Annotated in this window: 23 protein-coding genes; 15 read left to right on the forward strand and 8 right to left on the reverse strand. The window is 70.2% G+C overall.

What is annotated here, in order from left to right:
* The first annotated feature begins 241 nt into the window (after positions 1–241).
* From ACZ68L_RS20575 to ACZ68L_RS20595, 5 genes are all read left to right on the forward strand, one after another.
* Positions 242–364: a hypothetical protein gene (locus tag ACZ68L_RS20575; RefSeq protein WP_469578894.1), complete on the forward strand. Its 123-nt coding sequence runs from the start codon at positions 242–244 to the stop codon at positions 362–364.
* Between the two features lie 132 nt (positions 365–496).
* Positions 497–640, forward strand: a complete 144-nt coding sequence (locus tag ACZ68L_RS20580) for a hypothetical protein (protein ID WP_469578896.1) — start codon at positions 497–499, stop codon at positions 638–640.
* Positions 637–1,413 carry a methyltransferase domain-containing protein gene (locus ACZ68L_RS20585; RefSeq protein WP_469578898.1) on the forward strand — a complete coding sequence of 259 codons (777 nt, stop codon included), beginning with the start codon at positions 637–639 and terminating at the stop codon, positions 1,411–1,413. Before ACZ68L_RS20580 ends, ACZ68L_RS20585 begins: the two co-directional genes overlap by 4 nt.
* Positions 1,370–1,816, forward strand: a complete 447-nt coding sequence (locus tag ACZ68L_RS20590; protein ID WP_469578899.1) for a hypothetical protein — start codon at positions 1,370–1,372, stop codon at positions 1,814–1,816. Before ACZ68L_RS20585 ends, ACZ68L_RS20590 begins: the two co-directional genes overlap by 44 nt.
* Positions 1,817–2,080: 264 nt before the next feature.
* Entirely contained in the window at positions 2,081–2,677 is a 597-nt protein-coding gene (locus tag ACZ68L_RS20595; RefSeq protein WP_469573372.1) for a dihydrofolate reductase family protein, read from the forward strand.
* Positions 2,678–2,789: 112 nt separating this feature from the next.
* On the opposite strand, the gene aspS is transcribed toward ACZ68L_RS20595, so the two are convergent.
* Positions 2,790–4,574 (reverse strand): aspartate--tRNA ligase, encoded by a 1,785-nt coding sequence (aspS, locus tag ACZ68L_RS20600; RefSeq protein WP_469578901.1) that lies wholly within the window; start codon positions 4,572–4,574, stop codon positions 2,790–2,792.
* Between the two features lie 196 nt (positions 4,575–4,770).
* Between aspS and ACZ68L_RS20605 the strand changes: the two genes are divergently transcribed.
* Entirely contained in the window at positions 4,771–6,864 is a 2,094-nt protein-coding gene (locus tag ACZ68L_RS20605; protein WP_469578903.1) for an ATP-binding SpoIIE family protein phosphatase, read from the forward strand.
* 348 nt (positions 6,865–7,212) lie between these two features.
* Here the strand turns inward: ACZ68L_RS20605 and ACZ68L_RS20610 are convergent, their stop codons facing one another.
* The 3 genes from ACZ68L_RS20610 to ACZ68L_RS20620 all read right to left on the reverse strand — a co-directional run bounded on the left by ACZ68L_RS20610 (position 7,213) and on the right by ACZ68L_RS20620 (position 9,942).
* Positions 7,213–8,313, reverse strand: a complete 1,101-nt coding sequence (locus tag ACZ68L_RS20610; protein ID WP_469578905.1) for an AI-2E family transporter — start codon at positions 8,311–8,313, stop codon at positions 7,213–7,215.
* 84 nt (positions 8,314–8,397) lie between these two features.
* A complete protein-coding gene (locus ACZ68L_RS20615; protein WP_469578906.1) occupies positions 8,398–9,354 on the reverse strand; it encodes a pirin family protein in 957 nt (318 codons plus the stop codon).
* 147 nt (positions 9,355–9,501) lie between these two features.
* The gene (locus ACZ68L_RS20620) at positions 9,502–9,942 is read right to left on the reverse strand and encodes an SseB family protein (protein ID WP_072487501.1); all 441 of its coding nucleotides are present in this window, start codon (positions 9,940–9,942) and stop codon (positions 9,502–9,504) included.
* Between the two features lie 171 nt (positions 9,943–10,113).
* Here ACZ68L_RS20620 and ACZ68L_RS20625 point away from each other — a divergent pair, with 171 nt between their 5' ends.
* From ACZ68L_RS20625 to ACZ68L_RS20650, 6 genes are all read left to right on the forward strand, one after another.
* Positions 10,114–11,940 carry an acyl-CoA dehydrogenase gene (locus ACZ68L_RS20625; protein ID WP_469578908.1) on the forward strand — a complete coding sequence of 609 codons (1,827 nt, stop codon included), beginning with the start codon at positions 10,114–10,116 and terminating at the stop codon, positions 11,938–11,940.
* 112 nt (positions 11,941–12,052) lie between these two features.
* Complete coding sequence (locus ACZ68L_RS20630) at positions 12,053–12,679, forward strand: Uma2 family endonuclease (protein WP_469578910.1); 627 nt, start codon at positions 12,053–12,055, stop codon at positions 12,677–12,679.
* A gap of 102 nt (positions 12,680–12,781) precedes the next feature.
* Positions 12,782–14,080 carry a M18 family aminopeptidase gene (locus ACZ68L_RS20635; RefSeq protein WP_469578911.1) on the forward strand — a complete coding sequence of 433 codons (1,299 nt, stop codon included), beginning with the start codon at positions 12,782–12,784 and terminating at the stop codon, positions 14,078–14,080.
* Positions 14,081–14,182: 102 nt separating this feature from the next.
* Complete coding sequence (locus tag ACZ68L_RS20640; RefSeq protein WP_469578913.1) at positions 14,183–14,404, forward strand: DUF6458 family protein; 222 nt, start codon at positions 14,183–14,185, stop codon at positions 14,402–14,404.
* A gap of 133 nt (positions 14,405–14,537) precedes the next feature.
* Positions 14,538–17,468, forward strand: a complete 2,931-nt coding sequence (locus ACZ68L_RS20645) for an AfsR/SARP family transcriptional regulator (RefSeq protein ID WP_469578915.1) — start codon at positions 14,538–14,540, stop codon at positions 17,466–17,468.
* A gap of 170 nt (positions 17,469–17,638) precedes the next feature.
* Entirely contained in the window at positions 17,639–18,397 is a 759-nt protein-coding gene (locus ACZ68L_RS20650; protein WP_469578917.1) for a DUF4232 domain-containing protein, read from the forward strand.
* 108 nt (positions 18,398–18,505) lie between these two features.
* Here ACZ68L_RS20650 and ACZ68L_RS20655 read toward each other — a convergent pair whose 3' ends face one another.
* Positions 18,506–20,332: an NHL domain-containing thioredoxin family protein gene (locus ACZ68L_RS20655; protein WP_469578919.1), complete on the reverse strand. Its 1,827-nt coding sequence runs from the start codon at positions 20,330–20,332 to the stop codon at positions 18,506–18,508.
* 82 nt (positions 20,333–20,414) lie between these two features.
* On the opposite strand from ACZ68L_RS20655, the gene ACZ68L_RS20660 reads away from it, so the two are divergent.
* On the forward strand, positions 20,415–20,909 hold the full coding sequence (locus tag ACZ68L_RS20660) for an LURP-one-related/scramblase family protein (RefSeq protein ID WP_469578921.1): 495 nt from the start codon (positions 20,415–20,417) through the stop codon (positions 20,907–20,909).
* Between the two features lie 276 nt (positions 20,910–21,185).
* On the opposite strand, the gene ACZ68L_RS20665 is transcribed toward ACZ68L_RS20660, so the two are convergent.
* Entirely contained in the window at positions 21,186–21,986 is an 801-nt protein-coding gene (locus tag ACZ68L_RS20665) for a carbon-nitrogen family hydrolase (RefSeq protein WP_469578923.1), read from the reverse strand.
* A 330-nt stretch (positions 21,987–22,316) separates the two neighbouring features.
* On the opposite strand from ACZ68L_RS20665, the gene ACZ68L_RS20670 reads away from it, so the two are divergent.
* Positions 22,317–23,141: a maleylpyruvate isomerase family mycothiol-dependent enzyme gene (locus ACZ68L_RS20670; RefSeq protein ID WP_469578925.1), complete on the forward strand. Its 825-nt coding sequence runs from the start codon at positions 22,317–22,319 to the stop codon at positions 23,139–23,141.
* Between the two features lie 130 nt (positions 23,142–23,271).
* Here the strand turns inward: ACZ68L_RS20670 and ACZ68L_RS20675 are convergent, their stop codons facing one another.
* Entirely contained in the window at positions 23,272–24,582 is a 1,311-nt protein-coding gene (locus ACZ68L_RS20675) for an MFS transporter (RefSeq protein WP_469578927.1), read from the reverse strand.
* Entirely contained in the window at positions 24,579–25,283 is a 705-nt protein-coding gene (locus ACZ68L_RS20680; RefSeq protein WP_469578929.1) for a GntR family transcriptional regulator, read from the reverse strand. The genes ACZ68L_RS20675 and ACZ68L_RS20680 overlap by 4 nt, the downstream gene beginning before the upstream one ends.
* A 380-nt stretch (positions 25,284–25,663) precedes the next feature.
* Here ACZ68L_RS20680 and ACZ68L_RS20685 point away from each other — a divergent pair, with 380 nt between their 5' ends.
* Complete coding sequence (locus tag ACZ68L_RS20685) at positions 25,664–26,563, forward strand: D-alanyl-D-alanine carboxypeptidase family protein (RefSeq protein WP_469578931.1); 900 nt, start codon at positions 25,664–25,666, stop codon at positions 26,561–26,563.
* The last annotated feature ends 10 nt before the right edge of the window (positions 26,564–26,573 follow it).

A 26,573-nucleotide genomic window follows, 5' to 3' on the forward strand; every position in this document is an offset into this window, starting at 1 on the left:
CTGCTCATGCCCCCGAGGGCGCGCGGTCCGGGTGCGGACCTGCCGCTGCTGCCCCGCCTGCCGAAAGGCCACCCGTGATCACGCTGAAGAAACCCGCGCCGGACGCCGCGTACAAGACGCTCCTCGGCCACACCCTGATCTGCGGCAGCTGCCGCACTGGAGCCCCTTGCCCCACAGTCGTACGGCTCGGCCGTGCCTGGCGGAAAGCCCGCCGGTGATGTGCGACCGCTGCCACCAGCCCATGACCCGCGAGGAGTCGAATCCGTACGAGATGCCCGGTGCGTCCGGTCCCGGCATCACGATCTACGTCCACAAGCAGGACTGCTCCATGCCCCGCGCGGCCCGGCCGCGCACGTATCACTAGGCACCGGGCACCGGCCCACGCAGCGGGCGCCCACAGCTGCCCGCGCTCCAGCGCCGCCTCGGTCGCGTCCGATGACTCATCACGCAGCCGAGGCGGATCACAGAAGATCCGGCATCAAACCGAGGAGGAACAGTGAACGCCAGCACTCCGTGGATCACCCAGGCCGACAGTGGCAACCCGCAGGACGACAGCGACTCGGGCAACAAGCACGGCGGGGGAGGCTCGGACGAGGGCGGCAACACTTCGGACGGCCAGGGCCCGGCGGACGGCAAGTGACCGAGCACGACATCGAGGAGGTCGGCCCGGGTGGGCTGGCCTCCGTGCTCGCGGAGAAGGGCGCGCTGTCCGCGGACTGGCTTCCGGCGTTCACGGAGGTTCCCCGTGACTCGTTCGTGCCCGACAGGGTGTGGCCGGGCCAGGCGAGCGGCACGCGCCAGGGCGAGTGCGTCGACCGGAACGCGGACCCGATCGGATGGTGGGGAAAGGTCTACTCGGACATTCCCCTGACGACGCAGTGGGACGACAGCGCCCAGGCGGGCCCGGACAAGGGCCGGTCGCCCACGTCGTCCAGTTCCATGCCCAAGATGGTTTTCTCGATGCTCCGCGAGCTGAGCGTCGAGCGGGGAAACCGGGTCCTGGAGATCGGGACCGGCACGGGGTGGAATGCCGCGCTGCTCTCACATCGGCTCGGCCCCGACAACGTCGTGACGATCGAGGTCGACCCGGCCGTCGCGGAGGAGGCCCGGCGCCGGTTCGCCACGTCGGGGCTCACGCCGGTGTCCGTCGTGGGTGACGGTGCGAAGGGCTACGCCGAGGGCGGCCCGTACGACCGGGTGATCGCGACCTGTTCGATCGCCACTGTCCCCTACGCGTGGGTGGAGCAGTCACGGCCCGGTGCGGTCGTGGTCGCTCCGTGGGGGCCTGCGTACGGCGGGCAGGGGATCGTCCGGCTGACGGTCGGCGACAGTGGTTCGGCGCAGGGGCCGTTCGTCGCGTCCTCGTTTCATGCGCTTACGGGACCAACGCGAGACCTTCCCGCCGACGCGTGACTACCTCGGCGACGAGGAGTGGCCGGCGCGCGGCGACAGAGGGGTGTCGAGCCTTTCGCCCGACGACATGGGCGGCTGGCATCACATGTTCACCCTGGGCGTGCGGGTACCGGACCTGTTCTGTCGCGTGGACCGGGGAAAGAAAGGCGCCTATCGGCTGTGGCTGTTCGACATGGCCGGATCGTCGTGGGCCACCGCCGACTTCGAGAGAGGGCGCTCCGAGTACGACATCGTGCAGTCGGGCCCGCGTCGTCTGTGGAACGAGGCCGAGATCGTCATGCGGTGGTGGAAGGAGCAGGGGGAACCGGGATTCGAGCGGTACGGGCTCACGGTCAGCCCTCGGTGGGGTCAGCAGGTCTGGCTCGACGATCCCGCGAACCTCGTGCCCGTGCGGGTGTCGTAGACCTCCGCCGAGTCCCGTGTCCGCGCCGGCGATCTGCACCCCGCGCACGCGGGGTTCGGCTCCGCTCACTTCGAACAACTGCGTTTCTTGGCTGGTTTCAGCAGCCGCTGGGCCCGGCGCGCGGGCGAATGTTCACAAGAATTGACGTTGCGGTGCTCGCGCAGTCGGCCCGGTGTGATGATCACTCAGCGGTCTCGCACCCTGGCACCCAGACGGCGGCCCCGAGGCCGCACCGCGGCAGCGGACCGACGGAAGGGACACGGCGTGCGCAGACTCGTCCACTACATCGCCACCACTCTCGATGGCTTCATCGCGGGCCCGGACGGCGCGGACCCCACCGGTCCGAACGGCTTCTGGCCCATACCGGCGGACTACATCCAGCATCTCGTGGCCGAGTATCCGGAGACGCTGCCCGTCCAGGCTCGGCAGGCACTGTCCGTCACTGCGGGGGGCACGCACTTCGACACGGTGCTTGAGGGGCGGCGCAGCTATGAGATCGGCCTTGCGGCCGGAATCACCGATGCCTACCCCCACCTGCGTCACCTGGTATTTTCCCGGACCCTGACCGTGAGCCCGGATCCGGCCGTCGAACTGGTCGCCGACGACCCCGTGGCGACCGTGCGCGAGCTCAAGCAGCAGGACGGCAAAGACATCTGGCTGCTCGGTGGCGCCGAGCTGGCGGGCTCCCTGTACACCGAGATCGACACGCTGATCCTCAAGATCGGCCCGCTGACCATCGGCGACGGAATCCCGCTGTTCTCCCGCAAGGCCACCTTCGACCCGCACACCTGGACACTCACCGACCACACCGTCCTCAAGAGCGGCGCGGTGTTCCTCACCTACACGCGCATCAGCAGCTGAGCGCTCCGGGCGGGCGGCGCCGGCGAGGCCGGGCGCGGGCGCGCTCAGCGAACAGCCCCCGGCCATCCGGCCGGGGGCTGTTTCACGTGGAACCGGGACAAGCGGCGTGCGGCTACTTCTCCGTCTTGTCCTTCGCCGACGCGGCCGGCTTGCGGAGCTGGATGTTCAGTTCGCGCAGGCGGGACTCGTCCAGCTCGGTCGGGGCGCCCATCATCAGGTCCTGGGCGTTTCCGTTGAGCGGGAAGGCGATCGTCTCGCGGATGTTGGGCTCGTCGGCCAGCAGCATCACGATGCGGTCGACGCCCGGGGCGATGCCGCCGTGCGGCGGGGCGCCGAGGCGGAAGGCGCGGAGCATGCCCGCGAACTCGTGCTCGACGGTCTCGCGGTCGTAACCGGCGATCTCGAAGGCCTTGAGCATCACGTCGGGCTCGTGGTTACGGATGGCGCCGGAGGACAGCTCGATGCCGTTGCAGACGATGTCGTACTGCCAGGCGAGGATGTCCAGCGGGTCCTTCTCCTCCAGGTCCTTCATGCCGCCCTGGGGCATCGAGAAGGGGTTGTGGGAGAAGTCGATCTTGCCGGTGTCCTCGTCCTTCTCGTACATCGGGAAGTCGACGACCCAGCAGAACCGGAAGACGCCCTCCTCGAAGTGGCCGGCGCGCTTGGCGGCCTCGACGCGGACGGCGGACATGATCTTGGAGACCTCGTCGAACTCGCCCGCGCCGAAGAAGACCGCGTGGCCGGGGACGAGGGACAGACGCTCGGTGAGGGTCTTGACGTCGGTCTCGGTGAGGAACTTGGCGATCGGGCCGGTCAGGCCGCCGTCCTCGCCGACACGGACCCAGGCCAGGCCCTTGGCGCCGTGCTGGACGGCGTAGTCGCCGAGGCCGTCGAAGAACTTCCGGGACTGGCCCGCGGTGTCCGGGACCGGGAGGGCGCGGACGTGCTTGCCGGCGAACGCCTTGAACTCCGAGTCGGCGAAGATGTCGGAGATGTCGACCAGTTCCAGCTGGGCGCGCAGGTCCGGCTTGTCGTTGCCGTACTTCAGCATCGCCTCGCGGAACGGGATGCGCGGGAACGGCGAGGTGACGTGGCGGCCGTTGCCGAACTCCTCGAAGAGCTCGGTCATCAGCTTCTCGATCGGCCGGAAGACGTCCTCCTGCTCGACGAACGACATCTCGACATCGAGCTGGTAGAACTCGCCCGGCGAGCGGTCGGCGCGGGCGTCCTCGTCGCGGAAGCAGGGCGCGATCTGGAAGTAGCGGTCGAAGCCGGAGATCATCAGCAGCTGCTTGAACTGCTGCGGGGCCTGGGGCAGGGCGTAGAACTTGCCCGGGTTCAGGCGGGACGGGACGACGAAGTCACGGGCGCCCTCGGGAGAGGTCGCGGTGAGGATCGGGGTCGCCATCTCGTTGAAGCCGAGGGCCACCATCTTGGCGCGGATGGAGGCGATGACGGCCGAGCGCAGCATGATGTTGCGGTGCATGCGCTCACGGCGCAGGTCGAGGAAGCGGTACTCCAGGCGCCGCTCCTCGTTGACCCCGTCCTCGGCGTTGATCGTGAAGGGCAGCGGGGCGGCCTCGCCCAGCACCTCGACCTCGGTGACCTCGATCTCGATCTCGCCGGTCGGGAGCTCCGGGTTCACGTTGTCGGCGCCGCGCGCGGAGACCTTGCCGTCGATCCGTACGACGGTCTCCTTGGTGAGCTTCGCCAGGGCCTCGTTGCCGGGGGTGCCGGGACGGGCGACGAGCTGCACCAGACCGTAGTGGTCGCGCAGATCGATGAAGAGGATGCCGCCCAGGTCTCGGCGATTGTGCAGCCAGCCGCTCAGCCGGACGTCGGTGCCGACGTCAGAGGCGCGGAGCTCGCCGCAGGTGTGTGACCTGTACCGATGCATTCTCGTTCATCCAGTCTTCGCGGTTCGGGGTGGATTCAGCCTCCCCAGGCTACCGCCCGCACCCGCATCGAATCATTGACATTGACATTTCAAGATCATCCGGACGGGACGGGCGGGCTCCGGCCCCGTGACCGGACGGGACGTGGACTGCCGCCCTCGGTGGCGTTCGCGGCGCAGACCTTCTTAAAGTGGGGCAATGCGCACCGAGGACGTCCTGGCCGCGACCGCGACCGGTCTGTGGCGCTGGGACAACGCAGCCGGGACCGTCACGCTCGATGCCGAGGCGGCCCGGCTGCTTGAGCTGCCCGCCGCGGCCGGTGTCTTCCGCGAGTCCGCGGTGCGTTCCCGTTTCCATCCGGTCGACTGGAACGAGATCTACGGAGTGGTGAATCTCGCGGTCGCCGAGGGCACCCTCGCCGAGGCCCGGCTGCGGATCGTGGACGAGCACGGCCGGGTGCTGCGTACCGTGCGCAGCCGTTCCAAGCCGTTCCCGCCCGAGGCGCCCGGCAGCACGTCCTACGTGCTGGTCGGCACGCTCCAGGAGGTCGCCGAGCCGCAGCCGGGCACCACCGGGGCGCACACCCCCATCACCGGGGACTGGCGCCGCTCGCGTGAGGCGTTCCTGCTGGACGCGGGCCGGGCGCTGGCCGAGGCCCGGTCGACCGCGGAGGTGCTGCGGGTCGCCGCCTCGCTGTCCATGCCCGGGTTCTCGCCGGACGGCCTGGCGGTCTTCGGTATCTCGGGCGAGCGGCTGACGATCATCGGGCACCACGGACACAGCGCGGGAGACGAAGGTCCGTTCAACGACATGCCGCTGGAGACCGACTATCCGGCCGCCGAGGTCGTACGGACGGGACGCGCGATCTACCTGCCCTCTGCCGAGGAGTACAGCCGCCGCTACCCGGCCACCTGGCCGCTCGCCAGCCGTTTCGGCCGCCGCTCCTGGGCCTTTCTGCCGCTGATCGTGGCAGGGCGGACCATGGGTGCCTGGATGGCCGGCTTCCGGCACCCGGTGTCGTTCTCGCCGGACGAGCGTGCCGTACTGACGACCGTGGCCCGGATGCTCGCCCAGGCCCTGACCCGTGCCGGGGTCGCCGAGACGGAGCGCGAGCTGTCGCTGGGACTCCAGCGCTCGATGATGCCGTCGCTCGGCCCCGAGATCCCGGGGATGACGGTCGCCGCCCGCTACGTCCCGACGGGTGGCGGGCTCCAGGTCGGCGGCGACTGGTACGACCTGATCCCCCTCCCCAATGGCCGCATCGCCCTCGTGATCGGTGACGTCCAGGGCCACGACGTGCGCGCCGCGGGCCTGATGGGCCAGTTGCGGATCGCCCTGCGCGCGTACGCCTCCGAGGGCCATCGCCCGGACGCGGTGCTCTCCCGCGCGTCCCGGTTCCTCTCCGGCCTCACCGACGCGTACGAGGGCGGGGCGGGGACGGGGGCGCGCTTCGCGACCTGTCTGTACGCGGAGGCCGACCCCGAGACCGGCGTTCTCGACATCGCGCGGGCCGGGCACCCCGATCCGGTGGTGATGACCGCCGACGGGACCGCGATGATCCGCCAGACCGAGGGCGGGCTGCCGCTCGGCATCGAGGCGGACGCCGACTACCCGACGACCCGGCTCACCCTGGAGGCCGGAGAAACGATCATGCTCTGCACCGACGGGCTGATCGAGACCGGCGGCCACGATCTGGCGACCGGCTGGATCCGGCTGCGACCGATCCTGGAGCAGCACACGGACGACCTGGAGAAGCTCGCCGACGCCCTCGTGCAGGCCGTGCACGGGCCGACGTCGCACTACACGACGGGGCCGCTGGCGGACCGCCGGGAGGACGACATCGCGGTGCTGCTGCTGCGGCGCGACGGGGCGACGCCGAAGGAGACCGCGCGGCGCACCGCGCTGACCATCGCGCAGGCGGAGCCGGAGCGGATCGCGGCGGCCCGGCAGCATCTGCGGGAACTGCTCCACGACTGGGCCGATCCGGAGCAGGTCGACGCGGCGGTGCTGATGATCTCCGAGATGGCCACCAATGTGCTCGTCCACACGGACGGGGACGCGCTGATGGTCGCCGAGGCGACGGGGGAGCCCGGGGAACGGCGGCTGCGGGTGGAGGTGGCCGACGCCAGCGACGAGCTGCCGCACCGTCGGCGGCCCGGGGAGATGGCTTCCAGCGGGCGGGGGCTGGTGCTGATGGAGATGCTCGCCGATGCGTGGGGGGTGGATCCGCAGGGGGCGGGGAAGTCGATCTGGTTCGAGCTGTACGAGCCGGGGCCGGACGAGGCGGGCTGAGAGCCGGGTCGTCGCCTTCGCGGCTTCCGCGTGAACGGTCGCGTCCGCACGGGCTCTTCCCGTGAACGGTCCCGTCCGCACGGGCTTCGGCCTGAACGGTCCCGTCCGCACGGCCTCTCCCCCTGGGCGGTCACGCCCTCACAGGCTCTCCGCGTCGGCGATTCCGCCCTCACAGGCTTCGGCCTGAACGGTCACGCCCGCAGGGGCTCTTCCCGTGAACGGTCACGCCCGCACGGGCTTCCGCCGCAGCGGTTCCGCCCTCGAACGCTGGACGGGCGAGGACGGGCCGGCGCCGTCCGGTCCAAAAGGACGTCGGCCGCCCGGTCCAAAAGGACGTCGGCCGCCCGGTCAGGCGTCGGGCGGGGCCGGGGAGCGCGCCGGGCCACCCGGCTCGCCGCCCTCGCCCTCCGCTCCCCGCTCCCCCCGCAGTTCGCCGACGATGCCGAAGGCCGCCGCGCAGACCGGCACCGCGAGCAGCATGCCCAGCAGTCCCGCCACGCTGGCGCCCGCGGTGATCGCGATCATGATGGTGGCGGGGTGCATCTGGACCGTACGGCTCTGGATCATCGGCTGCAGGACGTGGCCCTCCAGCACCTGCACGGCGAGCACCACCCCCAGCGCCCAGAGTGCGATCACGAACCCCCGGTCGGCGAGCGCCACCAGTACCGCGACCGCGCCGGAGATGAAGGCCCCGAGATAGGGGATGTAGGCGCCGACGAAAACCAGCGCACCGAGCCCCACCGCGCCGGGGACGCTCAGGATCAGCAGGCCGACGGTGATGCAGGTCGCGTCGATCAGGGCGATGAACGTGGTGCCTCGCATGAAGCCCTGGACGGCTTCGAAGGCCCGCCGCCCCATGGCCTCGACCTGGTCCCCGGTGCCGCGCGGGGCGATCGAGTGGGCGAGGCCCGCGGCCCGGTCGGAGTCGCGCAGGAAGAAGAAGGTCAGCAGGAGGGCGAGGATGCTGGTGGCGATCAGCGAGCCGATCAGGCTGATCCCGGAGAGGAGTCCGCCCGCCGCGCTCGCGCCGAACTTCTCGAAGAGTGTGCGGGCGTTGGCGATGAGGTCGTCCACATTGGTGTTCTTGCTGATCCCGAAGTGGTCGACGACCCACTGCCCGGCGTCCTTCAGCGAGCGGACGATCTGGTCGCCGGTGTCCACGAGCGCGGTGACGACGATGTATCCGGCGCCGCCGACCACCGCGACGAGCAGGGCGCAGGTGAGCCCCGCGGCCAGTGAGCGGTTCAGTCCGCGGCCGGTCAGCCAACGATGGACCGGCCCGAGCAGCGCCGTGCCGAGCAGCGCGAGCAGCACGGGGGTGACCGCCGTCTTGAAGATGACGCACAGCCAGACGGCGACCGCCGCGACCCCGGTGACGAGGAGAACGACACCGCACCAGGCGGCGGCACGCCGCGCGCCGTCGGGCAGGAGGGGTTTGGGGGTCTGCACCCTCCCACCCGATCACGGCGCGGGTGCGATGTCCCGCTTGCGCGGCCGTACGGGTGACGGACTGTCACACGCCGGCCTCGCGGGTCACATTCCGTGGACGGCGGGCACCGTGCCGAGGCGGCCGGCCTGGAAGTCCTCGAACGCCTGCTTCAGTTCGGCCTGGCTGTTCATCACGAACGGCCCGTAGTGCGCCATGGGCTCGCGGATCGGACGGCCGCCGAGCAGCACGACCTCCAGGTCCGGGGTGTTGCCGTCCTGCTGCTCGTCCGCGCGGACGGTCAGCGAGGAACCGGCGCCGAAGACCGCGGTCTGCCCCATGTGGACGGGGCGGCGCTCCGTACCGACGGTGCCGCGCCCGGCGAGCACGTACGCGAGTCCGTTGAAGTCCTCGCGCCACGGCAGGGTCACCTCGGCACCGGGACGGACGGTGGCGTGGATCATCGTGATCGGGGTGTGGGTGATGCCGGGACCCTCGTGCCCGTCGAGCTCACCGGCGATGACGCGGAGCAGCGCGCCGCCGTCCGGGGAGGCGAGGAGCTGGACCTGACCGCCGCGGATGTCCTGGTAGCGGGGGGCCATCATCTTGTCGGCCTTGGGCAGGTTCACCCAGAGCTGGAGGCCGTGGAAGAGGCCGCCCGACATCACCAGGGACTCCGGCGGGGCCTCGATGTGCAGGAGGCCGGACCCGGCGGTCATCCACTGGGTGTCGCCGTTGCGGATGGTGCCGCCGCCACCGTTGGAGTCCTGGTGGACGAAGGTTCCGTCGATCAGGTACGTGACGGTCTCGAAGCCGCGGTGCGGGTGCCAGGGGGTGCCCTTCGGCTCTCCGGCCGCGTACTCCACCTCGCCCATCTGGTCCATCATGATGAACGGGTCGAGGTACTTGTAGTTGATCCCGGCGAACGCGCGGCGAACCGGGAAGCCCTCCCCCTCGAATCCGCTCGGCGCCGTGGTGACGGCGAGCACGGGACGGGCCTTGGCGTCGCCCGAGGCGGCGACCTTGGGCAGGGTCAACGGGTTTTCGACGGTCACTGCGGGCATGGGAGCCACCTCCGGGATTGTCCTGAGCCCAATTTAGTTGAATGGTGAACATCCTGCAAGGCGTCATTCATTCCCGCGCGCCGCCCGGACGACGAGAAGGGGCCCGTACCTGGCGGTACGGGCCCCTTCGGGAACGAAGAGCGGATCTCAGCCGTACATACGGCGCATCGCGAAGTCGACCATCTGCTCCACGGCCTTGGCGTCGAAGACCATGCGGTGCTCACCCTCCATGTCGAGGACGAAGCCGTACCCGGTCGGCAGCAGGTCGATCACCTCGGCCCCGGTGATCACGAAGTACTTGGACTCCTTGCCCGCGTACAGCCGGAGCTCCTTGAGCGTGGTGAACATCGGGATCACCGGCTGCTGGGTGTTGTGCAGCGCGAGGAAGCCGGGGTTGTCGCCGCGCGGGCAGTAGACCTTCGACGTCGCGAAGATCTGCTGGAAGTCCTCGGCGGACAGCGAGCCGGTGGTGAAGGCGCGTACCGCGTCCCCCAGGGAGGGCGGCGAGGGCTCGGGATACAGCGGCTGCTCGCCGTAGCCGCCGCCCATCTGCTGCTGTGCACCCGGGTTCTGGTCGTAGCCGTACATACCGCAAAGAGTAATCGGCCACATCGGGCCCTTGAGGGGTTGCGTCTTATTACTGGCGGGTAGCATCATCGTAGAGGTCAGCTGATATACCCACGCCAGCTCGTCGCCCACCCGGCCCGCACCCCCTCCCCGGGGCGCCGCGCGCCACTGCTATTGATTACGGAGCCTTCCATGGGGCACTACAAGTCGAATCTCCGCGACATCGAGTTCAACCTCTTCGAGGTCCTCGGGCGCGACAAGACGTACGGCACCGGCCCGTTCGCCGAGATGGACGTCGAGACGGCGAAGAGCATCCTCGACGAGGTCGCCCGTCTCGCGGAGAACGAGTTGGCCGACTCCTTCGCCGACGCCGACCGCAACCCGCCGGTCTTCGACCCGGAGACCAACACCGCGCCGGTCCCGGAGACCTTCAAGAAGTCGTACCAGGCCTTCATGGACTCCGAGTACTGGCGTCTGGGCCTGCCCGAGGAGATCGGCGGCACCACCTCGCCGCGCTCCCTGATCTGGTCCTACGCGGAGCTGCTGCTCGGCTCGAACCCGGCCGTGTGGATGTACTCCTCGGGCCCGGCGTTCGCCGGCATCCTCTTCGAGGAGGGCAACGAGGCGCAGAAGAAGATCGCCGAGATCGCCGTCGAGAAGCAGTGGGGCTCGACGATGGTGCTGACCGAGCCGGACGCCGGTTCGGACGTCGGCGCGGGCCGCACGAAGGCCGTCGAGCAGGAGGACGGCTCCTGGCACATCGAGGGTGTGAAGCGCTTCATCACCTCGGGCGAGCACGACATGTCCGAGAACATCATCCACTACGTGCTGGCCCGCCCCGAGGGCGCCGGTCCCGGCACGAAGGGCCTCTCGCTCTTCATGGTCCCGAAGTTCCACTTCGACTGGACCACCGGCGAGCTGGGCGAGCGCAACGGCGTGTACGCGACGAACGTCGAGCACAAGATGGGCCTCAAGGCGTCCAACACCTGCGAGATGACCTTCGGCGACCAGCACCCGGCCAAGGGCTGGCTGATCGGTGACAGGCACGACGGCATCCGCCAGATGTTCCGCATCATCGAGTTCGCCCGCATGATGGTCGGCACGAAGGCCATCGCGACCCTGTCGACCGGCTACCTGAACGCGCTGGAGTACGCCAAGGAGCGCGTCCAGGGCACCGACCTCTCGCAGTTCATGGACAAGGCCGCCCCCAAGGTCACCATCACGCACCACCCCGACGTGCGCCGCGCGCTCATGACGCAGAAGGCGTACGCGGAGGGCATGCGCTCCCTCGTGCTGTACACCGCCACCGTCCAGGACGCGATCCAGGAGAAGGAGGCCACGGGCGAGGACGCCAAGGCGCTGCACGGCCTCAACGACCTGCTGCTCCCGATCGTGAAGGGCTACGGCTCCGAGAGGTCGTACGAGCAGCTGGCGCAGTCGCTCCAGACGTTCGGCGGCTCCGGGTACCTCCAGGAGTACCCGATCGAGCAGTACATCCGTGACGCCAAGATCGACACGCTGTACGAGGGCACGACGGCGATCCAGGGCCAGGACTTCTTCTTCCGGAAGATCGTCCGCGACCAGGGTGCCTCGCTCAACGCCCTCTCCGAGGAGATCAAGAAGTTCCTCGCCGGCGCCCAGGGCAACGAGGAGCTGTCCGGCGCGCTGGACGCGCTCGCCAAGGCCGCCGTGGACCTGGAGGCGATCGTCGGCACGATGATCACCGACCTGACCGCGACCGGCGAGGACATCAAGAACATCTACAAGGTGGGCCTCAACACCACCCGCCTGCTGATGGCCTCCGGCGATGTCGTCGTCGGCTACCTGCTGCTCAAGGGCGCGGCCGTCGCGACCGAGAAGCTGCCGACCGCCACGGCGAAGGACGTCGCCTTCTACCAGGGCAAGATCGCCGCCGCGAAGTTCTTCGCCGCGAACGTCCTGCCGGGCGTCTCCACCGAGCGCGCGCTCGCGGAGTCCGTCGACAACTCGCTGATGGAGCTCGACGAGGCCGCGTTCTAGCCTCCGGCCCCGCTCACGATCGTCAACACGCACCGTCACCCGGACACGCTTTCGGGTGGCGGTGCTGTCGTATCAGCTGGGTACGCTGGCTGCAGGGCCCAGAATCCCGTCCATGGGAGGAACCATGACCGCCGAGGCACTGCCCGAGGCGTCGCAGCTGCGGCGCGAGACATCCAAGTGGCCGGTCCCGCCTGAGGACGGCTACACCGTGGACGACTTCTTCACGCTTGACGACCTCCCGCCGCACACAGAGCTGATCGACGGGAGCCTGGTTTTCGTGAGTCCGCAGCGCAATTTCCACACGCTGGCGATGTATCTGCTGGAACAGGGCCTGCGCACGCACGTACCCGCCGATCTGCGCGTGCGCCGGGAGATGGCCATCGTGCTCGGCAAGCGGAACGCCCCGGAACCCGACCTGGTCGTGGTGCGGGAAGAAGGTGCGGTGAACCAGCGGCAGACCCGCTACGACGCCGCCGACGTCCTGCTCGCCGTCGAAGTCGTATCCCCCGACTCCGAGGACCGCGACCGCGACACCAAGCCGCACAAGTACGCGGGCGCAGGCATCGAGCACTTCTGGCTCGTCGAAATGGCCGACGAGAACGACCGGCCCGTGGTCTGGACGTACACACTCGACCCGGTCAACAAGACATACGTCTCCACCGGCGTCCACCACGACCGGTTGAAGCTCTCCGCCCCGTACGACATCGACATCGACCTGACCGCCATCGACCAGCTGTAGGGCCGGTCTCCCCGCGCGCGCCCCGGTCTCCGCGGTGGCGCCGCGGCGCCGCCGCGGGACGACGGTGAATCCGGCCGGTCCGGCCTCGTTACAGTGAAGAACATGAGTTCCTCCCTCCGCTTCGACCGCGGCCACACCGACGATCTGATGGCCTTCCTGATGGCCTCCCCCTCCCCGTACCACGCCGTGGCCACCGCGGCCGAGCGGCTGGAGAAGGCCGGGTTCCGTCAGGTCGAGGAGACCGCGGCCTGGGACGGCACCAGCGGGGGGAAGTACGTCCTGCGCGGCGGTGCGATCGTGGCCTGGTACGTGCCCGAGGGCGCCACGGCCCACACCCCGTACCGGATCGTCGGGGCGCACACCGACTCGCCGAACCTGCGGGTCAAGCCGCTGCCCGACACCGGCGCGTACGGCTGGCGGCAGGTCGCCGTGGAGATCTACGGCGGGACGCTCCTCAACACCTGGCTCGACCGGGACCTCGGCCTCGCCGGCCGGATCTCGCTGCGAGGGGGCACGCACCGGCTGGTGAACATCAACCGGCCGCTCCTGCGCGTACCGCAGCTGGCCGTGCATCTGGACCGGTCGGCCAACCCCGACGGCCTGAAGCTCGACCGGCAGAAGCACATGCAGCCGATCTGGGGGCTCGGGGAGGTCGAGGAGGGCGACCTGATCCGGTTCGTCGCCGAGGAGGCGGGCGTCGCCGCCGAGGACGTGACCGGCTGGGACCTGATGCCGCACCCCGTCGAGCCGCCCGCCTACCTGGGCCGGGACCGCGAGCTGCTGGCCGGGCCCAGGATGGACAACCTGCTCTCCGTGCACGCGGCGACCGCCGCGCTCGCCGCCGTCTCCGGCCAGCCGGACGCCGAGCTTCCGTACATCCCGGTCATGGCCGCCTTCGACCACGAGGAGAACGGCTCGCAGTCCGACACGGGCGCCGACGGACCGCTGCTCGGCACGGTCCTGGAGCGTTCCGTCTTCGCCCGCGGCGGCACGTACGAGGACCGCGCCCGCGCCTTCGCCGGGACCGTCTGTCTCTCCTCCGACACCGGCCACGCGATCCACCCCAACTACGCCGAGCGCCACGATCCGACCCACCACCCGGTGGTCAACGGCGGACCGATCCTCAAGGTCAACGTCAATATGCGGTACGCGACCGACGGCAGCGGCCGGGCCGTGTTCGCGGAGGCGTGCCGGAAGGCCGACGTGCCGTGGCAGACGTTCGTCTCCAACAACTCGATGCCGTGCGGCACCACGATCGGCCCGATCACCGCCGCGCGGCACGGCATTCAGACCGTGGACATCGGTGTCGCGATCCTCTCGATGCACAGCGCCCGTGAACTGTGCGGCGCGGACGATCCGTATCTGCTGGCCAACGCGCTGGCGGCGTTCCTGGCGGGCTGACGGCCTCGCCCCGACCACGGTCCCGGGCCTGGCCGTCACCGGGCCGTGTACGCGATCCGTACACCGGCCCGGAACCGCCGGGCCGTCGAGGAGGCGGGAATCATGGGGCTCGGAGGATGCATCATCCTCATCGGCGCCGGGGCGGTACCGGCCTTCGCCACGGACTGGAAGATGGACACCGTCAACGTCGGCCTGGTCGGCTGGATCATGATGATCGTCGGCATCATCGGGGTCTTCGTCTACGCGAGCATCGCGCGGCGCCGCCGGATGGTCGTGCCGCCCGGCACCACGGTCGTGTCCGAGGACGAGCGCCGCTACCCCTGACCCACGACGCCTGTCGGATCGCGCCCCGCCGACCCGGTGGTAACCCCTCGTCGACTCCGCGGCACCCTCGATATCCTGGGACTTTGCCCGTGCCCCCACCACGGGTGCACCCCGCCCGGAAGGGAAGCCGTACGTGGAGTTCCGGCTGCTCGGCACCGTCTCCGTCGACACGCGTACCGGGCCGCTGCCCCTCGGCCCCGCCAAACGCCGCAGCCTGCTGGCCGCGTTGCTGCTGTCCGCCAACACACCTGTATCCATCACCCGGTTGACGGATTCCCTGTGGGACGACGAACCACCGCTGCACGCCCGCAGTGTCATCCAGGGCCATGTCTCCCGGCTCCGCGCCCTCCTGGTGGGCGCGGACGCGGAGGCGTACGGGGTGGAACTGGTCACGCTCGGCGACGCGTATGTGCTGCGGTTGCCGGAGACCCTGCTGGACTCCCAGCGGTTCGAGGAGCTGCTGGTGCTGGCGCGGGAGCAGCGCAGCCCCGCCGACTCCGTACTGATGCTCAAGGAGGCCCTGTCCCTGTGGCAGGGCCCGGCGCTCACCGGCGCGTTCACCGGTCCGCCGCTGCAGGCCGCCGCGCACTCACTGGAGGAGTCCCGGCTGGCGGCCGTCGAGCAACTGGCGCACGCCTGCACGGCGCTGGGGGAACACAGCCGGGCCGCGGCGGTGCTGCGGGCGGAAGCGGTCGCGCATCCGATGCGGGAGTCGCTGGCGGCGGCCCTGATGACGGCGCTGTACCGGGCGGGGCGTCAGTCGGAGGCCCTGGACTGGTTCCACCGCACGAGGCGGCTGCTCGCCGACGAGCTCGGGATCGACCCCGGACACGAACTCGCCGACGCGTACGCGCTGATCCTGCGCGGCACCCCCGGCCCGGATGCGCCGGCCGACCGCCCGGACGACTCGACCGGCGGTGCGAAGGCCGGGGCCGTGGCGGAAGCCGAGGCCGGTACGGAGACCGGGGCGGGTGTGAAAGCCGGGGCGGGTGTGAAAGCCGGGGCCGTGGCGGAAGCCGAGGCTGGTACGGAGGCCGGGGCGGGTGTGAAAGCCCGGGCCGTGGCGGAGGCCTGGGCCGGTGCGGACAGCACCCTCGGCCCGCCGCTTCCCCGCTCCCCCGTCCCGCAGCCCCTCGTCGGCGAACCGCACCCCACCGACCTGCTGCCCCGCGCGCCCCGCGGCTTCCACGGACGGGTCGCCGAACTGGCCGCGCTCAGCCGGGCCGCGGCGGGCGAGGCACCTGTCTGTCTGGTCACCGGACCGGCGGGCGTGGGCAAGACCGCGCTGGCCCTCCAGTGGGCGCACCGGAACTCCGCCGCCTTCCCGGACGGACGGCTCTTCGCCGATCTGCGCGGGTTCAGCGACACCGGTGAGCCCACGCTCATCGAAGTCCTGCGGGAGTTCCTGCTGGCGCTCGGCGTCGCACCGCGCCGCATCCCCGAGTCCGCCCCCGCCGCGGCCGCGCTCTTCCGGTCCCTGACCGACCGGCGCCGGCTGCTCGTCGTCCTCGACAACGCCCGCGGCTCCGCCACGGTCAGGCAGCTGCTCCCGGGCGGCACCGACTGCGTCACGCTGGTCACCAGCCGGCACCGACTGGAGGGCCTCATCGCCTCGGACGCGGCCCGTCCCGTCCCGCTCGACATTCTCGAACCGCAGGACAGCACGGCCCTGCTGGCCGGTGTGCTCGGCGAGGAACGGGTCCTCGCCGAACCCGTGGCGGCCCGCCGGCTCGCCGGACTCTGCGGAGGGCTGCCGCTCGCCCTGCGGGTCACCGCGGCCCGGCTGGCGGGACGTCCGCAACGGACGCTGGCCGGCCTGGCCGACGAACTGGCCGACGAACGCAGCCGGCTGACGTACCTCGACGTGGACGACACCGGTGTCTCGGCCGCGCTGCGGCTGACCGTGCAGCAGCTGCCGCCGGACGCCGTCCACCACCTCTCCCGGCTCGGCCACCACCCCGGCAGCCACTTCGACCCGTACACCGCCGCCGCACTGGCCGGTACGGACCCGGTCGTCGCGGCGACGGCGCTGGAACGGCTGGCCACCGCCCACCTCGTCATCGAGACGGCGCCCAAACGCTGGGTGCTGCACGATCTGATACGCCTCTACGCCCGCAGCCTGGACCCCGCGTCCGGGCCCGAAGCGCTCATCGGTGTCCTCGACCACTACATCGCCACGGCGCTCGCCGCAGCCGACACGGCCGAACCCGGCGGTGAGCCCTGCTTCGTCCTGCCGGACGGCTACCGCAGCCCCGCCGCCGTCAGGGACTTCACCGACCGGGCTGCGGCGATGCACTGGCTGGCCGCGGAGCGCGACGACCTGGCCCTGGCCGCCCTCGCGGCCCGGACCGCCGGGCTCGACGACCGGGCCTGGCGGATCATCCTGCTCCAGTGGCCGCAGGTGGTGTGGCGGGTACGGGACAGCTGGGCCCCGCTGCTGGAGCTGGCGCTGGACTCGGCCCGTAGCGAGCACGATCCCTACGCCGAGTCACGGGTGCTCAATCTGCTGGGCTGGGTGCTGGCCGAGGAGGGCAGAACCACCGAGGCCGTCACCCTGCTGGAGCGCTCGCCCGCCCTCGCCCGGCAGGCCGGTGACCGGCTCGGCGAGGCGACCGCGCTGATCAACCTGGCCATCGTGCAGGCCGAACAGGGCGGGCTCGACGCGGCGCTGGAGGGCTGCGCGCGCGCCGTCGGCCTGGCCCGCGAGGAAGCCGACGCGCACACCGAGATGCTCGCCCTGCAGCACCTCGCCCGGATGCAGCTCACCGCCAACCGCCCGCAGGAGGCGCTGCACTCCGCCCGCACGGCGCTCGACCTCGGCCCCGAGCACGAGGAGGTCGCGCGCCGGGTGCTGCTGCTGACCGTCAGCGGCGAGGCGCGGCTGGCGCTCGGCGAGGAGGACGACGGCATCCGGCTGCTGGACCTGGCGGCCGGAGAGGCGGAACACGCGGGTTACGACGACGGCGCGGTCCGGGCCCTCGAAGCGCTGCTGCGGGTCACGGCGCGCACGGAGTACCGCAAACGGTACGAAGAGGCGGTCCGGCGGCTCGCCCACGACGGCTGAGCCGCACGCCGACGCGATGACGTGAGAGTGACGGTCCGCACGTCAGCGGGACGTCAGCGGGACGCCAGCAGAACATGAGCGGCCCGCCCCAGACTCGTAGATGTCAGCAGGTCAGGGGCGCTCGCCAATGACCAGGCGTCCGTCTCACCGTCAGACTCGGGGGAATTTCCATGAGCACTCTCCGCAACCGCACCACCGTCCTCGCCGCCGCGACCACCGCCGTGCTCGCCCTGGCCCTCACCGCCTGCGGCGGCAACGACGGCACCGGCACGAAGTCCGCCGGCCCGGCGAGCGACGCCGCAGCGGCTGCCGCTTCGACGGACGCCTCCCAGCCCGCCACCGACGCGACGACCACGGGCACCTCGAAGACCGGCGGTGCCGCGCAGAACACCGGAGCCACGAAGACGGGCACCTCGAAGACCAACGCGTCCAACGGCAGCGCCAAGACGGGCGGCAGCACCAGCGACAGCTACGCCTACACGCACCCGTGCAAGAGCGGGGACCTGTCGGTACGCGTGTACCCCCGCGAGGGCTCGGCCACCCAGCAGGTGATCGAGGTCAACAACGTCGGCGCGAACTCCTGCGGCCTGAGCTACTTCCCGCGGGTCAGCCTGGGCGCCGCGAAGGCCTCGGACCACAGCTCCGACATCAGGCCGGCCGTTCCCGGCGGCCTGGGCGGCGCACCCGCGTACCCGGTCAAGCCCAAGACGGCCGCCATCGCGGTGATCGACCTCAACCCGAGCGGTGCGAACGGTCTGACCTGGATCGACGAGATGAACGTGCTCGCCGACGGCGACCACATGCCCAACGCGGACACGCAGAACTTCGAGCTCGGCCCCGATGTGAAGGTGCGCGACCCGAAGCTCGGCCTGTACCGGAGCACGGTCGCCGAAGCGGTGAGCTCCATGAAGCAGGCGGGCACCTCCTGACCCGCTGAGCCGGGCCGTACGACGAGCCCCGCGGGATGCGGCCCCTACCCCGCCGCACACACCGAACCCGGCGCAGAAGGCCCTCCGTATCCGGGGCTCCGCGCGCCGTCAGGCCCGCTCGTCCATCCCTGCCAGCACCAGCGGCAGCCGGGGCGTTCCCTCCGCACTCACGCGGACGGGGACGCCCCAGTCCTGTTGGTGGACATGGCAGGCCGGGTACTCGTTCGCCGGGTCGTCGTCGCAGGACGCCGCCATTGCGGACACATGCAGGACCCCCTCGGTGACGCCGTCGGCCAGGACCAGGTCGCGGAAGAGGTCGGCACCGGGACCGGAACCCGCCGCGAGCAGCTTGGGCGGGGTCGCCGAGACCAGCAGCCGGGTCGAGGGACCGTACCGGGTGTCCAGCTTCTGCCCGGCGGGCGCCTGGAAGACCACATCGAGCCGCAGTGTGCCCGGAGCGATCTCGGTCGCCGCGCGCTGTGTGCGGTGCGCCCGGTCGGCGACCCGCACGGCCTCCTCCGGGAGCCGCAGCCGGGTCAGCCGGTGCCGCGCGGACTCGACGACGACGAGATCGCCGTCGACCAGCACCGCGTCGCTGGGCTCGCGCAGGTCCGTGGCCAGGGTGGTGACCTCGCCGCTCACCGGGTCGTAGCGGCGCAGCGCGTGGTTGTACGTGTCGCAGACAGCGACGGACCCGTCGGGCAGCGCGGTCACGCCCAGCGGGTGCTGGAACAGCGCCTGATCCGCTCCGCCGTCGCGGTGGCCGAAGTCGAAGAGACCGGTGCCGACGGCCGTGCGGACGGCGAAGCCGGTGCCGTCGCGTTCGACGTACCGCAGGGCGGACGTCTCCGAGTCGGCGACCCACAGCCGCTCCCCGTCGGCCGACGCGGCGAGCCCCGACGGCTGGGCGAACCAGGCTTCGTCGGCCGGCCCGTCGACCAGTCCCTCGTTGGTCGTGCCCGCCGCGACCCGCACGGTCCCCGTCCCGGGGTCGTACGTCCACAGCTGGTGCACGCCCGCCATGGCGATCCACAGCCGGTCCGCGAACCAGGCGACGTCCCAGGGGGAGGAGAGGTCGACCTCGCGGGCCGGGCCGGCCGTCGGCGAACCCTGCCACCACTGACGGCCGGTGCCGGCGAGGGTCGTCGTGATCCCGGTGGTGAGATCGAGGGCGCGGACGGCGTGATTGACCGTGTCGGCGACCGCGATCCGGCCGTCGGGCAGCACGGCGAGTCCCTGGGGCTCGGAGAACCGGGCCTCGTCGGGCCCGCCGTCGGTGAATCCCCTGCCGCCCGTTCCGACGTGACGGCGGACCGTTTCGCCGTCGCGTTCGATCTCGACCAGACGGTGCCGGGTGGTGTCGGAGACCAGGAAACCGCCGTCGGGCAGGAGCAGGGCCTTGCCGGGGAAGCGCAGATGCGTGGCGACCGGTTCGGGCGCGACATAGGGGCCGTCGCCACGGCGCAGCGTGCCCTTCGCCCCGTGTTCGGCCTCCAGCTCCTCCACCAGCTTCTCGATGGCGTGCGCGTGTCCCTCGCCCGCTTGCTGGGCGACGACATAGCCCTCGGGGTCGATGACGACGAGCGTGGGCCAGGCCCGTACGGCGTACTGCTTCCAGGTCGCCAGCTCCGGGTCGTCGAGGACCGGATGGTGGACCTCGTACCGCTCGACGGCGTCGACGACTGCCTGGTGCTCGGCCTCGTGCACGAACTTCGGCGAGTGCACACCGATGATCACGACGGTGTCGCGGTGCTTCTCCTCCAGCTCGCGCAGCTCATCGAGGACATGCAGACAGTTCACACAGCAGAAGGTCCAAAAATCCAGGATCACAATGCGTCCTCGCAGGTCAGCGAGGGTGTACTGCTGGTCGCCTGTATTGAGCCAGCCGCCCTTGCCGATCAGCTCGGGGGCCCTGACGCGCGCACGTGTTGCCATGTGGACAGTCAACATCACCGTGGGCCGCGCGCATTCCGGAGGGTCCACGCATTCCGGGGAGTCCTGGGGGAACCTGTGAGCCATGAGATTCCTGGTACGTGAACGGCTCTTCGCCATCGGTGACGACTACTGGATCGAGGACGCGGACGGCCGCAAGGTCTTCCTCGTCGACGGCAAGGCCCTGCGGGTGCGTGACACCTTCGAGCTGAAGGACGCGCAGGGCCGGATTCTGGTCGAGATCCGGCAGAAGCTGCTCAGTCTGCGCGACACGATGCTCATCGAGCGCGATGGCGAGGAACTCGCCAAGGTCAAGCGCAAACGGCTGTCGCTGCTGCGCAACCACTACCGGGTCACGTTGGTGGACGGCACCGAGCTCGATGTCAGCGGCAAGATCCTGGACCGTGAGTTCGCCATCGACTACGACGGGGAACTGCTGGCCCAGATCTCGCGGCGGTGGCTCACCGTCCGGGACACGTACGGCATCGACGTCGTGCGGGAGGACGCCGACATGGCGCTGCTGATCGCCGTATCGGTGTGCGTCATCGTGCTCGCCGACAAGGAGCACGACAACGACTGACGGGCTCGGAGATCGAGTCCGTCCGGCAGTCGAGGACGGAACCGCCGCAGGCCCCCGGACCGAAGGCTGAACCGTCGGTGGCCCCCGGACCGAAGGCTGAACCGTCGGTGGCCCCCGGACCGAAGGCTGAACCGTCGGTGGCCCCCGGACCGAGGGAAGAAGAGCCGAAGGCCCGCGGAACGGGGGCAGAACCGCCGAAGTGCCGCGGACCGAGGGCAGAATCGTCGGTGGGCGGGCCCGGTGACGGCACCGGGCCCGGTTTCACGTGAAACGGGACTACTTGCCCGTACCGGGCAAGGCCAGCCCCAGCCGCCGGTCCTTGAGCGCTGGGAACTGCTCACGCGTGACGGCGACCTTCGACGGGTCGAACTCCACGCTCAGCACCTCCTCGTCAGCGCCCGCCTCGGCGAGCACCTCGCCCCATGGGTCGACGACGATGCTGTGTCCGGCCTGCTGGATTCCGGCATGGGTGCCCGCGGTGCCGACGGCCAGGACGTACGACTGGTTCTCGACGGCACGGGCCTGGGCCAGCAGCGTCCAGTGGGAGCGGCGGCGCTCCGGCCAGCCCGCCGCGACGATCAGCGTCCGGGCGCCCGCGTCGACCAGACCACGGAACATTTCCGGGAAGCGCAGGTCGTAACAGGTGGCGAGGCCCAGCGTGGTCTCCGGCAGGGTGACCGTGACCAGTTCCTCGCCGGCGCCCATCATGACCGCCTCGCCCTTGTCGAAGCCGAAGCGATGGATCTTGCGGTACGCGGCGGCCCGCTCGCCCTCGGGCGTGAAGACGAGCGCGGTGTTGTAGAGGGTGCCGTCGGCGGCGCGCTCGACGAAGGAGCCCGCGTGCAGCCAGACCCCGGCATCGGCCGCGGCCTTCGCCATGATGTCGTGGGTGGGCCCCTGGAAGGGTTCGGCCTCGTCCTCGAAGGCGGTGTAGGCGAAGGCGCCGACGGGCCAGAGTTCGGGAAGAATCACCAGATCCGCACCGCGCTGGGCCGCGATCAGCGAAGCCGCACGCTCCCTGCGGGAATTGACGGATTCGTCCGGGTCTACTGCGATCTGGATGAGGGAGGCGAGCACACTACCACCGTCCTGGCATTCGAGCCGTCAACACAGGCCTACGATCGTCACACGAAAGCACTGCCGGGGTGCCTGCTCGCAGCGTAACTTAGAGCGTCCGGCGACTGGGGGGTGGAAGAAGGAGCGGGGCTGGGTGCATGCAGCTGCCAGGCGGAGGAGGAAGTCAACGCGGAGCGTTGGTGACCGACGACAACGCCGCAGATGTACGTGCCCAACCCCGTGAGGCCACCCCCGGTCACCGGACGCTCTGAGCGACAGAACCTCCCACGCAGCCCACCGCCCGCGCCCAGCACTCCAGCCCATGCACCGCAGAACCGCACGAGGGGTCCCGTGACCGTCCATCCCAGCCTCCAGACCTACGCCGATGCCTGGACCCACTCCATCGAGTCGATAGCCGAGCTGGTGAAGCCGCTCGCCGAGGGAGAGTGGAACGCCCGTACACCGTGCCCCAACTGGTCGGTGCGCGACATCGTCTCGCACATCATCGGCATGGAGAGCGAGCAGCTCGGCGATCCGCGTCCGATCCACACGCTGCCGCGCGATCTCTTCCATGTGCAGAGCGACTTCGCTCGCTACATGGAGATGCAGGTCGATGTGCGGCGTCACCACACCGCGCCGGAGATGACCTCCGAGCTGGAGTACACGATCATTCGCCGCGCACGTCAGCTGCGCAACGAGACGCGTGACCCCGAGACCATGGTCCGGGCACCGCTGGGCGCCGAGCAGACCCTCGAACTCGCGCTGCGGATGCGGGCCTTCGACGTCTGGGTGCATGAGCAGGATCTGCGGACGACGCTGGGGCAGCCCGGCAATCTGGACTCCCCCGGCGCCTCCATCGTCCGGGACACCCTGCTCGCCGCGCTGCCGAAGGTGGTCGCCAAGGACGCGGGCGCGCCGACCAGCTCGGCGGTCGTGCTCGATGTGCACGGGCCGATGGAGTTCCTGCGCACGGTCAGGGTCGACGCGGAGGGACGCGGCTCGGTGGACGGCTCGCCGTCGCTGGGTCCCGCGGTGACGCTCGCGATGGACTGGGAGACGTACTTCCGCCTCGCCTGCGGGCGGGTGCGGGCCGGCGCGGTCGCGGACCGGGTCAAGATCGAGGGCGACCAGGAACTGGCGGCGGCGATCCTGCAGAACTTCGCCGTGACGCCGTGACGCCGTGACATCGCGGGGCCACGAGGGCGTGACGCCCTGAGGCCGCAGCGCCCCGGCGCCGTGCCACCGTGGGTCGGCGGCGCCCGTCGTGCGAGGACGGGCGCGCCGCCGATCCGGCGCGACAGACGCGTTACGCCGGTACGTGCACGGCTTCCACGCGGCTGATCACATGGTGGTCCCGCTCGCGGTGCGTGGCCCGGGAGTGCAGCCGCAGGATCTGTACGACGCCGAGCGTCTCCAGCACGAAGACCGAGGCGAACGCGATCCGGTAGTTGTCGCCGGTCGCGTCCAGCAGCACACCGACGGCGAACAGCGTGGTCATCGAGGCGACGAAGCCGCCCATGTTGACGATGCCCGACGCGGTGCCCTGGCGCTCCGGCGGGTTGGCGGGCCGCGCGAAGTCGAAACCGATCATCGAGGCGGGACCGCACGCGCCCAGCACCACGCACAGGACGATCAGCAGCCACATCGGCGCGTGGTCGCCCGGGTAGAAAATGGTCGACGCCCAGAGCAGGGCCGTCACCATGACCGTCCCGAGGGCCAGCGGGGCGCGGGCCGCGTGGTGGCGGGCGATGATCTGCCCGTAGACCAGCCCGAACGCCATGTTGGAGAGCACCACCAGGGTGAGCAGCTCACCGGCCGTGGACCGGCTCAGCCCCTGCGCCTCCACCAGGAACGGCAGGCCCCACAGCAGCAGGAACACCATGGCCGGGAACTGCGTGGTGAAGTGCACCCACATACCGAGCCGGGTGCCGGGCTCCCGCCAGGAGGCGGCGATCTGCTTGCGCACATAGGCGGCGCCCGCGTGCTCTGCGGGCGGCGGCTCGTGGCCCTCGGGGTGGTCCTTCAGGAACAGCAGAAGAAGGACGAGAACGAGAACCCCGGCGGCGGAGCTGCCGGCGAACGTGGTGGTCCAGCCGAATCCGTGCAGGGCCCGCGCGATGAAGAGCGTCGAGACGAGGTTGCCCGCCATCCCGAAGAGCGCGGCGACCTGACCGATCAGCGGGCCGCGCCGGGCCGGGAACCAGCGGGCGCCGAGCCTCAGCACGCTGATGAACGTCATCGCGTCACCGCAGCCGAGCAGCGCCCTGGACGCCAGCGCCGTGCCGTACGAGGGGGAGAGCGCGAAGCCGAGCTGCCCCAGGGTGAACAGGACGGCCCCGAGGGTGAGGACCTTCTTGGTGCCGAGCCGGTCGACCATCAGGCCGACGGGTATCTGCATGCCCGCGTAGACGAGCAGCTGAAGGATGGAGAACGTGGAGAGCGCGGAGGCGTTGACGTGGAACCGGTCGGCGGCGTCGAGCCCGGCCACGCCCAGGCTGGTACGGAAGATGATCGCGACGAAGTAGACGGCGACACCGATGCCCCACACCCATGCGGCACGCCGGCCGCCGGGTGGATCACCGGGCAGAGAGAGGGCGGGAGCGGCGGCAGAGCTCACCGGTCCTCACCCCTGACCAGCACCTTGACCCGGCTGACATGACGCCGCACGACCTGCGCGGCACCGTCGGCGTCACCGGACCTGATGGCCTCCAGCAGCTCACCGTGCTCGGTGATGTTCGCGGCGATCCTTCCCGGGTGCGCCTCCATCACGGCGACACCCATCCGCAACTGCCGGTCGCGCAGCTGGTCGTAGAGGCGGGAGAGAATGTCGTTGCCCGCGTTGCGCACGATCTCGGCATGGAAGCAGCGGTCCTTCACGGACACGGCGGCCAGATCCCCGGCCTCCGCCAACTGGCGCTGCTCCTCAAGAAGTTCTTCGAGCCGTCCGATCAACTGCGCGGAGGCGGGCACGGCCTTGCGGGCCGCGAACTCCTCGACCAGCAGCCGGGTCTCCACCACGTCCGCGATCTCCTGCGCGGAGACGGCGAGCACGAGAGCGCCCTTCTTCGGATACAGCTTGATCAGCCCCTCGACCTCCAGCCGCAGCAGCGCCTCACGCACGGGCGTACGGGAGACGCCGACAGCCTCCGCGAGATCGCCTTCGGTGAGGAGCGTGCCGCCCTCGTAGCGGCGGTCCAGGACCGCTCCCTTGATGTGGGCATAGACACGCTCGGCGGCGGGGGGCTGCTTGGCGGTCGGCTTCGCCGGCTTCGCGGCGGACTTGACGGGGGGCTTCACGGCTGGGGGTGCGGCAGGCATGTACACAGCATAGATACAACATGCGTCCATGGTGGCACCCGTCCGGGATCCGGACAGATCCCTGCCGGATTTCCGGACAGATCCGCGCCCGGCCACAGAAGGAATCCACATCGGACTTCCAGGAAGGATCCACGCCGGACTTCCAGGAAGAATCCACGCCGGAATTCCGGGAAGATCCACGCCGACCCCCCAGGGAGACCCCTGCCGGACTCCAGGGAGACCCGCGCCGGACTTCCGGGGAGGAGGCGCCCTCGAACGGAACCCTCCATTGCTCCGAAATTGCCCCAGGAATCGGCACATCCTTCTACCCGTCTCATGAGTCTCACCACCGAGCGGCACCCTCATGTGGCCGCATTCCAGGGGCATTTGGAGCGTTCAAGTTGAAAATCGGCATTAAGGGCATAAACCGCGTTTCCGCCAGTGCCACCGTGGCTCTCACCGCTGGTGCCGTCATCGCGGGCAGCGTGTTCGCCTCCACGGCGCAGGCTGCCACGCCGCCCACCCCCACGATCACCGCCAAGGGCGGTTTCGTGATGAACAACGGCACCGCGAAGACCCTGTTCAGCAAGGCCGCGGACACCCGTCGCTCCACCGGTTCCACCACCAAGATCATGACCGCCAAGGTCGTCCTGGAGCAGAAGAATCTGAACCTGGATTCCAAGGTCACGATCGACAAGGCGTACAGCGACTACATCGTCTCCAAGGGCGCCTCTTCGGCCCACCTGATCGTGGGCGACAAGGTCACGGTCCGCCAGCTGCTGTACGGCCTGATGCTGCCGTCCGGCTGCGACGCCGCGTACGCGCTGGCCGACAAGTACGGCTCCGGCACCACCCGCGCGGCCCGTGTGAAGTCGTTCATCGGCAAGATGAACGCCTCCGCGAAGTCCCTCGGCCTGACGAACACCCACTTCGACTCGTTCGACGGCATAGGGAATGGCTCGAACTACTCGACGCCGCGCGACCTGACGAAGATCGCCAGCAGCGCGATGAAGAACTCCACGTTCCGCACGGTCGTGAAGACCACGTCGACCAAGCAGAAGGTCACCACGAAGTCCGGTGGCTACCGCTACATGTCGTGGTCCAACACCAACACCATGCTCAGCAGCTACAGCGGGGCGATCGGCGTGAAGACCGGTTCCGGCCCGACGGCCAAGTACTGCCTGGTCTTCGCCGCGACCCGCAACGGAAAGACGGTGATCGGCACGGTGCTCTCCTCCACGAGCGCGACCACCCGTACCGCGGACATGAAGAAGATCATGGACTACAGCTTCAAGAAGTAGTCCACTCGCT

It is taken from the genome of Streptomyces sp. NPDC104309 (genome assembly GCF_055584025.1).